We start from the raw sequence: 11708 nt of genomic DNA, 5'->3' as shown, positions 1-11708 counted from the left end.
TCGGCGGGGTAATGCTTCATCCCCACAGGGACTCCGTTCTCCTGGACCATCAAGATCCAAGTCTCTCCGGTGTCCAAACTCCAGGGTCAGGGCCCCAGACCGGCATCACCCAGTACCTGGACTGCGGTTCGGGCCTGCCGACCGCGGAGAACGTCCACCACGTCGTCCAGCGGATCGACCCGGACTCGCGGGTCGTCTACGTGGACAACGACCCGCTGGTCCTGGCCCACGGCCGGGCGCTGCTGGAGGAGAACGACAGCACGGTCTTCGTCTCCGAGGACATCTTCGAGCCGGAGCGGCTGCTGCGGAACGACGTCGTACGGTCCACGCTGGACTGGAACGAACCGATCGCCCTGCTGCACATGGGCACGCTGCACCACTACAACGGCGAGGACACGCGCACCCGCAAGGACATCGTGCGCGCCTACGTGAACGCGCTGCCGTCCGGCTCCTACGTGGCGATCAGTCACTTCCTCGACCCGGAGGACGAGTACAGCGCGATCGCCCGGAAGATGGAGGGCGTGTTCCTGCACAGCATGCTGGGCAGCGGCACCTTCTCCACGAGGAACGAACTGCGGGAGCTGTTCGACGGTCTGGAACTGGTCTCCCCGGGTCTGGTGCCGTGCGTCGGCTGGTGGCCGGACGGCCCTCAGCTCAAGCCGCTCAACGCGGGCCAGCGATGTATCGCCGGCGGCATCGCGCGCAAGCCGTGAACCGTCCGCCGTGAGCGTCGCGGCGCCACGGAGCGGGAGCCGTCACTCCGTCCCGACCGAGGGCAGCGGCTCGCGGGCCGCGTGCCAGGCGGGAGGGAGGGCGGCGACACCCGTGCGGGCGGCGATCACCCCGCCGGCGATGGCGCAGGTGGTGTCGATGTCGCCACGCCCCGCGACCGTCAGCCACAGCCCCTCGTGCAGGTCGTCGAGGTGCCGCGCCGCGCACCACAGGGCGTACGGGACGGTGTCGGGTCCGGACATCCGGTAGCCGGAGCCCAGTACCTCCGCGGCGTACCGGACCGAGGTGTGCTCCGGCATCCGGGCCGCGACCCGGACTCCCGAGCGGACGTCGCTGCCGGGCAGCCGTTCGGCGACCGCGTGCAGGAGTTCCGGCCCGGCCGGGGCGGGCCCGCCCCGGCTGCGGGTCGCCGGCGCCGCGGCGAGGGCGACCGCCACCGCTGCGGTGACCGCCTCCGGGTGGTGGTGCGAGACCTCTCACGCGTGCGGCGGGACGGAGGCCGGTGTGCTGTCGGGGGAGCCGAAGCCGGCCTCGGCGGCCAGGACGGCGGCTGCGGCCCGGGTGGAGACGCCGAGCTTGCGATACAGCTGGCTGGTGTGGAACTTGACGGTGTTCTCGCTGATGCCGAGCTCCGTGGCGATCTGGCGGTTGCGCCGTCCCGCGGCGAGCAGTTTCAGCACCTCGGTCTCGCGCGGAGCGAGGTCCCACAGGTCGGTGGCCGTGTCCGAGGTGTCGGGCAGGTCGAGCGGAATGCGCACGTCGATCTCCGAGCCCCAGCTCTCGACGGCCTCGACGGCGAGGTGGCCGCCGAGCGCGGTCGCCCGTGCGGTGAGCGGGCCCAGCGCGGGGCGGCCCGGGTCCAGGAGGCCGGGGCCGTCGTCGCGTACCGAGACGAGGAGATTCGTTCCGTCGCAGTTCCACTGGACTCTGATCCGGCTCACGCCGTCCTGGCCGCACATGAGCAGGACCGCGCTGCGGACGATGGCCCGGGCCGCGTGGGCGACCTCGCCCGGCAGTGCGCGGCCGCTCGCCGGGGGCTCGACGAACTGGATCGACACGGTGCCGTAGCGGCTGAGCGACCGCAGGTCGTCCCTCAGACGCTGGAACGCCTGCGAGACGGGCTCCTCGGTGAGGGAGGCCACGAGATCGCTGCCGGCCCGCACCCGGACCAGGGCCGCGGCCGCCGTGTCGGTCGCCAGCTCCCTGGCCCGGGCGTGGTCCAGGTCGCGGGCGCGCAGGGTGGCCAGCAGGGTCTCCAGGTCGGTCTCGTGGCGGGCGGTCAGTTCCGCGGTGACCCTCAGCCGTTCGCTGGACGCCGCGCGCGACTCGCGCAGGTAGTCGGGGCGGGCCTCGGCGACCTGCTGCCGGATCCGGGTCGCGGCCGTCACCCAGACCGTGCGCACGTACTCCTCGGCGCCGGGGTAGGCGAGGTCGCCGGGCTCGCAGAGCACGAGCAGGGCCCCGGTCGGCGCGTCGTAGACGCGGACCGGGTGTTCCGCGCCCGCGATCACCGCGGTGCCGGGCCGCTCGCCGCCGGCCGTGCGCCGGCGCACCGTGTCGAGTTCGGCGATCGTGATCCGCTCGGTGATCGCGGGGTCGCCGGCCTTCTTCTGCGGCCGCCCGGTGCAGTCCTCGGTGAACACGGCCAGCGCCCGGTGCGGCAGCGCCTCGCCGATCACCTCGTGCAGCAGCAGGGCGACGGTGTGCAGCGGTGCGGTCGCCACGGATCCCGCCCGCTCGGCCACGAGGGCGGGATCGGCGAAGGGGCGGGGCAGGGCGGACCGGGATACGGGCATGGAGGAAATCTATCCCACCCGCCCACCCGAACGGGTGGGTGAAGAAGTCGGAAGGTTGAGTGCGGCCTACCCGATGAGGCAGGAGGATGGAGAGGCGGACCGGGCCGGACCTCCCGGTCCGCCGAGCCCGGAGCCCGTCACCGCCAGTGACCGCGCCCGGCCCCGCGGGGCCGCGGTCCGGCCCCGCGTCCTCCCCCGGCCGGACATGACCGTCCCGACAGACGTGTCATGGCCGCCTCCGTCGACCAGTTACGAGGAAACCTCACCCATGACCCATCACGTGCGGGGCGTCGTCGCCCGCCACACCGGTACGCCCGTCTCCGTGGAGACCATCCTGGTGCCCGACCCGGGGCCGGGCGAGGCCCTGGTGAAGGTGCTGGCCTGCGGTGTGTGCCACACGGACCTGCACTACCGCGAAGGGGCCATCAACGACGAGTTCCCCTTCCTGCTCGGTCACGAGGCCGCCGGCATCGTCGAGGCGGTCGGCCCCGACGTCCGGGATGTCGCCCCCGGGGACTTCGTCATCCTCAACTGGCGTGCGGTGTGCGGCCGATGTCGGGCCTGTCGCCGGGGTGAGCCCTGGTACTGCTTCGACACCCACAACGCCACGCAGAAGATGCGGCTCGCCGACGGCACGCCGCTCACCCCGGCCCTGGGCATCGGCGCCTTCGCGGAGAAGACGCTGGTCGCCGCCGGACAGTGCACCAAGGTGCCCGAGGTGCGCCCCGAGGCCGCCGGGCTCCTCGGCTGCGGGCTCATGGCCGGCCTGGGCGCCGCCCTCAACACCGCACCGGTGCGCCGCGGGCAGAGCGTCGCGGTCATCGGCTGCGGCGGCGTCGGCGATGCGGCGATCGCGGGTGCGCGCCTGGCGGGCGCCGGCCGCATCATCGCGGTGGACATCGACGACCGGAAGCTGGAGCTGGCGAGGACCTTCGGCGCCACGCACACCCTGAACTCGCGTACCGGCGACCCGGTGGCCGGAATCCGCGCCCTCACGGACGGCTTCGGGGCCGACGTGGTGATCGACGCCGTCGGCCGCCCGGAGACGTACCTCCAGGCCTTCGAGGCCCGCGACCTGGCCGGCGTCGTCGTCCTGGTGGGCGTCCCCGCCCCCGGCGTCACCGTCGAACTGCCGCTCCTGGACGTCTTCGGCCGCGGTGGCTCCCTGAAGTCCTCCTGGTACGGCGACTGCCTGCCCTCCCGGGACTTCCCGATGCTCATCGACCTCTACCGGCAGGGGCGCCTCGACCTGGACTCCTTCGTCACGGAGACCATCGGACTCGGCGACGTGGAGAAGGCGTTCGACAAGATGCACTCGGGCGAGGTCCTGCGCTCCGTGGTGGTGTTCTGAGTGGGCGCCCGCATCGAACAGCTCGTCACCTCGGGCACGTTCGCCCTCGACGGCGGCTCCTGGGACGTCGACAACAACGTCTGGATCATCGGGGACGACGACGAGGCCCTGGTGGTGGACGCGGCGCACGACGCCGACGCGATCCTGGCGGCCGTCGGCGACCGGCGGCTGACGGCGGTGGTGTGCACCCACGCGCACAACGACCACGTCAACGCCGCTCCCGCCGTCGCCGAGAAGACCGGAGCACCGGTCTTCCTCCACCTCGACGACCGTCTGCTGTGGTCGCGGGTCCACCCCGGCCACTCCCCCGCCTACCTGAGCGACCGGCGCCGGCTCACCGTCGCCGGTACCGAGATCCAGGTCCTGCACACCCCGGGCCACACCCCGGGCGCGATCAGCCTGTACGTGCCGGAGCTCGACACGGTCCTGACCGGCGACACGCTCTTCGCGGGCGGCCCGGGTGCCACCGGGAGGTCCTTCTCCGACTTCCCCGCCATCATCCGCTCCATCAGGGACCGCCTCCTCACCCTCCCGCCGCACACCACGGTCCTCACCGGGCACGGCGCCTCCACCGCCGTCGCGGCCGAGGCACCGCACCTGGACGAGTGGATCGCCCGCGGCCACTGAGCCCGGCGACCGCCGACGTCCCGGGGAGGGACACGCGCACGGAACAGGGCCCGCCTGACACGTCCCAGGCGGGCCCTTTACCCGTTGAAAAGACGCCGTTTGCCGTCATTCACGGCTCTGAAAACCGGCCATATATTGATCGTTCCCTTCGGTGCCGGGAAATCGGACCGCCGCACCTAGCATCCGAACCTGAAGGAATTCACAGGTTGACCAGGTTGCGTTTCCGGGCGCCGCGCAGCACCGTTTCCTGCGCTCCAGTGAGTTCGAACAACGACACAGGACTTCCCTGATTTCCTTTGACGCGTGAGGGCGGATTCCGGAAGTCCTGCGGACCACTACCGAAGGGACCGCAGAAGTGCCAGAGAACAGCACGCGCAGCAGGCTGACGGGAAGGTGGCAGCGGGCGGGCGTCGCCGTCACGGCGGCCACCGCCTTCCTCTTCGCGGGGGCCTACGTCCACGCGAACGCGGCGACCGCCCGGAGCGACTCGTCCAGCGCCCCGACGGCCGCGACCGTGTCCACCGCGGCCGTATCGGACGTGGTCACCGCGGCCAACACGTTCCTGAACACCCTGTCCACGAGCCAGAAGTCGCAGGTGCTCCTCGGTTTCACCGAGGCCAACGCCACCGCCTGGTCGAACCTCCCGTGCGGTTCGTCCTGCCGCGTCGGCATCCAGTTCAGCACGCTCAGCAGCACCCAGCTCGCCGCCGCCAAGGCGGTGGTCCAGGCGGCCACCGGCACGGGCAGCGGAACCGGGTACGACTAGGTCTCCAAGATCCTGGCCGCCGACGACGTCCTCGGGCAGAGCGCCAACGGCTACGGCAGCGGCAACTACTACCTGGCCTTCCTGGGCACCCCGAGCACCAGCGGCACCTGGCAGCTGCACTTCGGCGGCCACCACCTCGCGGTCAACCTCACCTACAAGGACGGCGCGGTCGAGGGCACCACCCCGTACTTCGTCGGCGTGGAACCGACGAGCTGGACCTCGGGCGGCACCACGTACGCACCGCTGAGCGGGATGCGCAGCGCGATGCTCGCCATGCTCTCCGGCCTGAGCAGCAGCCAGCTCTCCCAGGCCAAGCTCTCGACGTCGTACAGCGACGTGCTGCTGGGCCCGGGCAAGGACGGGCAGTTCCCGACGACCAAGCAGGGCCTGTCGGCCAGCGGACTCTCCAGCACCCAGCAGGCACTCGTCCTCGCCGCCATCACCCCGTGGGTCGAGGTCGCGGACGACACCACGTCCGCCTCGCTGCTGACCACGTACCAGTCGGAACTCGCCAGTACCTACATCTCCTACTCGGGCAGCAGCAGCCTGAGCAGCCAGGGTGACTACGTGCGCATCGACGGACCCGGCGTCTGGATCGAGTTCGTCTGCCAGAACGGCGTCGTCTACAGCAGCCAGGTGCACTACCACACCGTCTACCGCGACCACACCCGCGACTACGGCGGAGAGTTCTCCTTCTGATGAACCGCTCGCCGCTCTCGCTGTCATCGGCGCTGCGCATGACGGTCGGGTTGGCGGTGGCGGTCCTGGCGGCGCTGCTTCTGGCAGCGCCGCCGGCCGCCGCGCATCCCATGCCGCACTCGGTGCTCCTGCTCGACGTGCACGAGCGGTCGGTGACCGCCGAACTGGACCTGCCCCTCAGCGACTTCTCCCGGGCCAGCGGCATCGACCTCGACGACACCACCACGGCGCGGCAGCTGTCCGCACGGACCCCCGCGGTCCGCCGCTACCTGGCCGCCCACGTCCGTCCGGCCACCCGCGACGGCAGGCCGTGGGCCGTCGCGTTCGGCGCCGTGGCGCTGAGCCGGACGGAGCAGACCTACACCGGCCCCTACCGCGAACTGACCGTCCAGGCCGTCCTCACCCCGCCCGCGGGCGGGGACGCGCGGCGGTTCGTCCTGCACTACGACGCCGTCGTCCACCAGATCGTCACCCACACCGTCCTGGTCTCCGTCCGCCAGGACTGGGCCGCCGGCCGGGTCACCGCCGGGGACGGGGACGGCGCGGCCCAGGTCGGCGTCATCCGCATCGACACCCGGACGATGACCATCGCTCCCCTCACCGTCGATCTGGACGGCGGCGGTCTTCTGAGCGGGACCTACGCCATGTTCCGGCTCGGCGCCGACCACATCCTCGAAGGCACCGACCATCTGCTGTTCCTGCTCATCCTGCTGCTGCCCGCGCCGCTCCTGGCGGCCGGGAACCGCTGGCGCGGGTCCGCGGGCACCCGCACCGCTCTCGGCCGGATCGCCCGCACCACGCTCGCATTCACCCTCGGCCATTCGCTGGCGCTGGCGGTGAGCGCTTTCGGCCGCCTCGACATACCGGCACAGCCGGTCGAGGCATTCATCGCCTTCAGTATTCTCGTCGGGGCCGTGCACGCCGTTCGTCCGGTATTTCCGGGACGTGAGGCCGTCATCGCCGGTGTTTTCGGACTCGGACACGGACTGGCCTTTTCCCTCACCCTCGCCGAAATGAAACTGTCCACCACTCAACTAACTCTCAGTCTCGCGGGATTCAATCTCGGCATCGAATGCATGCAACTCGTCCTCGTCCTGCTCGCCCTGCCGGGCCTGCTCTGCCTCGTCCGGCTGCGCGGCCAGTCCGCCGTGCGCAACACCTGCGCGCTGCTGACCGCCGGACTGGCCCTCGGCTGGCTGCTCGACCGGCTGGGTCTGCCCAACCCCGTCGCCCGCGCGGCCGACAGCGCCGGGACGCACACGTTGGAACTGCTCTTCACGCTGTCGTCCACGGCCGTGCTCGCCACGCTCTGGATGATCGCTCACCGCCGTGGCCGGGACACCGCGGAGAGCGGGAGTCCCGGCACCGCCCCCGCGTTCGCCGTCGGGGCCGGGCCGGTCCCGTCCGTGCGCCGTACGCGGTAGTCACGGGTGCGGCGTCCCGCGGGGCCGAGGTGTCAGTTCCGCTTCACGTCGGTGCACAGGAGGTCGTCGGCGGGCAGCCGGCCGGTGCTGAGGAACTCGACGGTGGCCTTGTCGGCGCACGCGGAGCCCTCGCCGTAGACGTAGTGACCGCCGTTGTCGACACCGACGAAGACGGAGCTGTGGCCGAGGGTCCTGTGCAGGCCCTCGCCGCTCTCCCACGAGGTGGCGTTGTCGCGGCGGTTCTGGAGGATGAGGGTGTTGCGGGCGCCCTTGTCGGTCACCGTGACGGGCTTCTCGACCGGCTTCTTCCAGTAGGCGCAGGTCCAGACATTGGCCGGCATGCCCGCGGTGAGGGGCCAGGCCTCGCGGTCTGCGGCGGTGCGGGCGGCGTAGCCGTCGATGTCGTGCGACCATTCGGCGTCACCGCAGGTGAGCGCCAGGAACATGCTCGCCTGGTTGTCGGCCGGGACGCCCGGGGTGGCCGGGGTGTCGGCGAAGACCTGCTGGAACACCTTGGCGTCGGCCTCGGTGGTGTGGCCGTCGGCCAGGTCGGCGGCGGCCTTCCAGAAGGCGACCAGCGCGGGAATGGTCTCGTTGTGCAGGAGCATGCCGTACGTGACGTTGCGCAGCGTCGCCCCGTCCAGCGAGAGCGGGGTGCCGGTCACGGCGGCGGGCTCGCGGTCGAGGCGGTCGGCGAGGTCGAGGTAGGTCCGGGTCACCTTCTCCACGGTGTCGCCCAGTCCGAGGGTGCCGTCCTGGGCTGCGGCGACGCGGGCCGCGTCGGGGAACCGGTCCGCCATGGCCCTGCCCCAGGTGTCCGCCACCTCGTCGGCCCACACCTTGGCCGGGTCGACGTTGCCCTCCAGGATCATCCGGTCGGTGTGGCCGGTGAACAGGGAGCGGTACACGGCGCCGAGGTAGGTGCCGTAGGACTGGCCCCAGTAGGAGATCTTGCGTACGCCGAGCGCCTGGCGGATGCGGTCCATGTCGCGGGCCGTGTTGGCGGTGGTGAAGTACTTCAGCTGGTCGCCGGCCGTCGTGGCGCACTTGGCCGCGTCGGCCTTGGCGAGGGCCACGTTCTCGGTGATCGAGCCGTCGGCGGCCGGGTAGGGGAAGAGCGCGGCCACGCCGGGGTTGTCGAGACCGCAGCTCTGCGGGGTGCTGTGCTCGACGCCGCGCGGGTCGAAGCCGATCAGGTCGTAGCCGTCCCGGACCGACTCGGGGAGCGCGGCCGCCATGGTCGTGGGCGTGTCGAGACCGCCGAGGGCCGGTCCGCCGGGGTTGAGCAGCAGCACGCCGTGCCGCTTGCCGGTCCCGGCCGCGGCCAGCCGTGACACCGCCACCTCGATCTTCCTGCCGTCCGGGGCGCTGTAGTCCAGCGGGACCTTCAGGGTGCCGCAGCTCAGGCGCGGGTCGTGGGTCGTTCCCTTCGCGGGCTGCGGACACCTGCCCCAGACGATCCTGGCGACGGCCGCGTCCCGTGCGGCCGCCTCCGTCCGCGTGTGCGCGCCTCCCTTCGCCGACGCCTCCTGACCGCCGTCCTCCTCGCATGCCGTCAGTCCCGCGCCGGCGAGCGTCGAGACGGCCAGTGCCACGGCGAGCCGGCGGCCTCCGGGGATACCGGACCTCCGCGAACCGGGCGTCTTCCTCATGGTGTGGTCCTCCCTGCGCTGGGCCGGCCGAACGGGCGGCCCCGGCCTTCTTGCTGACGGTCAGTGAGTCAACCGGAGCGCGTCGGGGCGACGCTTCACCCTCGGGTGGACACCTGGTGTAGCTCGCCCGGGGGACGGCACCCCAGGCCCGAGGCCGGACCTGCGCACGTCAACTGCCTATGCGCGGTTGAGTACTTGTACTCAACTCACGGTCAACCCCGGCTGACAGCATCGGATGCAGCGGCGCAGAGGAGTGCCGCGGGAACATCTGACACTCGTTGACCAGGAGACCTGCCATGTCCCGACGCGTCCTGCTGTCCTCGGCCGCCGCCGTCGTCCTCCTCGGCGGTGCCGGAGCCTTCGCGCTCGCCCACGCGGGGGACCAGCCGCCCGCCCTGAAGAACAGCACCGCCCGTTACACGGCGCCGGACGGGAACCGGGACGGCTCGTTCACCTTCACCACCGATGTCACCGCGTCCGCCGGCCTCAGGAGCCTGAAGGTGCTGGCCTGGCCGGCCTCCGGGTCCTCCTTCGCGAAGCACCCGCTGACCGCGAAGGACATGGCCGAGGTGGAGTCGGCGACGTGCGAGCCCGCCGGTGACGACACCGCCCGCTGCACCTACCGGACCACCGTGACGGCCGCCGACGCCGCCGACTCCGAGAAGGGCACCTGGTACGTCGCCACCCTCGCCACCACGGCCGACGGCGAGACCGTGTTCGCGAGGAAGACGTCCACCTTCACGATCGGCTGATGCGTGACGGGACCTGGACGGTCCGGCTCACGCGGCGCGCCGCCCGCATCGACGGGCGGACAACGGTCCTGACGGCTGGGGGGCAAGCGCTCAGGCCCAGGTGGTCTGCCCCAGGTGATCTGCCCCAGGCGGTCTGGCCAAGGCCGTGTGGCCAAGGCCGTGTGGCCAAGGCGGTCGGGGCCGGACGGCGGGGGCCACGCGGGTGGCGGACGGCTCGGCCGGGGTGAGGGTGGCCGAGGGCCGAGGGCCGGGTGTCCGGCACCGCCCGCCCGGCCGACCGGCAAGCGGGGCTCAGCCGCTGCGTCGAACCCGGGCCGCCTGGCGCGCCTCCGCCAGTTTGCGGGCCTCGGCCGTCTTGCGGGACGGCCTGCCGGCGGACCCGCTCTTCGCGTCCTTGGTGCTGCCGAGGCCGCGGAACGGGGTGTTGTGGTTCTTGGGGCGGGGGGCGGCGGGCCCGCCGTCGAGAGGTTGTCCGGAGGGGGCCCTGGCGCCGGTGATCCGGCTCAGCTCCGCCTCGCCGGACCGCACCTTGGTGACCTTGGGCGTGACCTCGGCGTCCGCCATGACCTGGGTCGTCTCACGGCGCTGTCCCGACAGGACGAGCGTCACCACGGTGCCGGAGCGGCCGGCCCGGGCCGTGCGGCCCGCGCGGTGCAGGTAGTCCTTGGGATCGGTGGCCGGGTCGACGTTGACCACGAGGTCGAGGTCGTCGACGTGCAGGCCGCGCGCGGCGACGTTCGTCGCCACCAGGGCGGTGACCTGGCCGTCCTTGAACTGGGCCAGGGTCCGGGTGCGCTGCGGCTGGGCCTTTCCGCTGTGCAGGGCGGCCGCGGCGACACCGCTGGCCCGCAGATGCCGCGTGAGCTGGTCCACGCCGTGCTTGGTGTCCAGGAACAGCAGGACGCGGCCGTCCCGGGCGGCGATCTCCGTCGTCACCGCGTACCGGTCGGGGCCGTGTACGACGAGGACGTGGTGCTCGATCCCGGAGGCCGCGCCGGACGAGGGGTCCACGGAGTGGACGGCGGGGTCGCGCAGGTAGTCCCGCACCAGCCGGTCGACGTCGCGGTCGAGGGTGGCGGAGAACAGCATGCGCTGCCCGTCCGGACGGACCTGGTCCAGGAGCTCGGTGACCTGCGGCAGGAACCCCATGTCACACATCTGGTCGGCCTCGTCCAGGACCGTGACGCGCACCCGCCCCAGCCGGCAGTCCTTGCGGCCGACGAGGTCGTCCAGCCGTCCCGGCGTGGCGACGACGATCTCGGCGCCGTCCCGCAGCGCGGCGGCCTGCCGTCCGATGGAGACCCCGCCCACCACGGTCGCGAGCCGCAGCCGCAGCGCTTCGGCGTACGGCGTGAGCACCTCGCCGACCTGCTGCGCCAGCTCCCTGGTGGGCACCAGTACGAGCGCCAGCGGCTCCTTGGGCTGTGCGCGCCGCCCGGCCGTCCGGGCGAGCATCGCCAGGCCGAAGGCGAGCGTCTTGCCGGATCCGGTGCGGCCCCGGCCGAGCACGTCCTGTCCCGCGAGCGCGTTCGGCAGCGTCGCCGCCTGGATGGGGAAGGGCACGGTCACGCCCTGCTCGGCGAGCACCCGCAGGATCTCGGCGGGCAGCCCCAGCCGGGCGAAGGAAGCCGCCCCGGACGTCTCGGACGCCGCAGACGCCTCGTCCTGCTGCCGGGCATCGGCACGTGCTGACTCGCTCACAGAAGGCCTTCCTCCACCCACGCAGCGGCGCTGCAAAAGCTCGACGCTAGCACAGGGCCGCGCCTGCTTGCGCGTCCTACCCGATTCATCTCTCCAGGTCAAGTCACGACCCCTCGGAACGTGACCGTGCGATGCCCATGGGGCCTACTTGAAGCACGGCCTCACCGGAAACGAATTCCGGAGAACAAACGAGGCAGAGCCAACCAGT

General features: G+C 72.1%; 8 protein-coding genes and 2 pseudogenes. 6 read left to right on the top strand and 4 right to left on the bottom strand.

All coding sequences use genetic code 11. The annotated features are described in order from the left end of the window. Positions 1–713, top strand: a 713-nt coding sequence (locus ACZ619_RS13805) for an SAM-dependent methyltransferase (protein WP_469598202.1), incomplete at its 5' end; no start/stop codon positions are given. A gap of 42 nt (positions 714–755) precedes the next feature. Here ACZ619_RS13805 and ACZ619_RS13800 read toward each other — a convergent pair. Together ACZ619_RS13800 and ACZ619_RS13795 are read right to left on the bottom strand one after the other, a co-directional pair. Then, positions 756–1205, bottom strand: a pseudogene (locus ACZ619_RS13800) (ADP-ribosylglycohydrolase family protein); the annotation flags it as partial. Between the two features lie 3 nt (positions 1206–1208). Next, positions 1209–2528, bottom strand: a complete 1320-nt coding sequence (locus tag ACZ619_RS13795) for a helix-turn-helix transcriptional regulator (RefSeq protein ID WP_469598200.1) — start codon at positions 2526–2528, stop codon at positions 1209–1211. 268 nt (positions 2529–2796) lie between these two features. Here ACZ619_RS13795 and ACZ619_RS13790 point away from each other — a divergent pair, with 268 nt between their 5' ends. The 4 genes and pseudogenes from ACZ619_RS13790 to ACZ619_RS13775 all read left to right on the top strand — a co-directional run bounded on the left by ACZ619_RS13790 (position 2797) and on the right by ACZ619_RS13775 (position 7395). Then, the gene (locus ACZ619_RS13790; RefSeq protein WP_469598198.1) at positions 2797–3879 is read left to right on the top strand and encodes an S-(hydroxymethyl)mycothiol dehydrogenase; all 1083 of its coding nucleotides are present in this window, start codon (positions 2797–2799) and stop codon (positions 3877–3879) included. After that, positions 3880–4506, top strand: coding sequence for an MBL fold metallo-hydrolase (locus tag ACZ619_RS13785; protein ID WP_469598196.1), 627 nt, complete (start codon positions 3880–3882; stop codon positions 4504–4506). It abuts the gene before it with no gap. A gap of 355 nt (positions 4507–4861) precedes the next feature. Beyond that, positions 4862–5971: pseudogene (locus tag ACZ619_RS13780) on the top strand (DUF3500 domain-containing protein). Beyond that, positions 5971–7395 (top strand): HupE/UreJ family protein, encoded by a 1425-nt coding sequence (locus ACZ619_RS13775; protein ID WP_469598194.1) that lies wholly within the window; start codon positions 5971–5973, stop codon positions 7393–7395. Before ACZ619_RS13780 ends, ACZ619_RS13775 begins: the two are co-directional and overlap by 1 nt. Positions 7396–7427: 32 nt before the next feature. Here the strand turns inward: ACZ619_RS13775 and ACZ619_RS13770 are convergent, their stop codons facing one another. Beyond that, complete coding sequence (locus tag ACZ619_RS13770; RefSeq protein WP_469598192.1) at positions 7428–9047, bottom strand: alpha/beta hydrolase; 1620 nt, start codon at positions 9045–9047, stop codon at positions 7428–7430. Positions 9048–9343: 296 nt separating this feature from the next. Here ACZ619_RS13770 and ACZ619_RS13765 point away from each other — a divergent pair, with 296 nt between their 5' ends. After that, a complete protein-coding gene (locus ACZ619_RS13765; protein ID WP_469598190.1) occupies positions 9344–9799 on the top strand; it encodes a DUF5707 domain-containing protein in 456 nt (151 codons plus the stop codon). Positions 9800–10090: 291 nt separating this feature from the next. Here the strand turns inward: ACZ619_RS13765 and ACZ619_RS13760 are convergent, their stop codons facing one another. After that, positions 10091–11500, bottom strand: coding sequence for a DEAD/DEAH box helicase (locus ACZ619_RS13760; protein ID WP_469598188.1), 1410 nt, complete (start codon positions 11498–11500; stop codon positions 10091–10093). Positions 11501–11708: the final 208 nt, after the last annotated feature.

This window comes from Streptomyces sp. NPDC104367, assembly GCF_055583825.1.
Note: the sequence above shows the minus strand (reverse complement) of the source record. Positions and strands in the feature narration are given on the sequence as shown.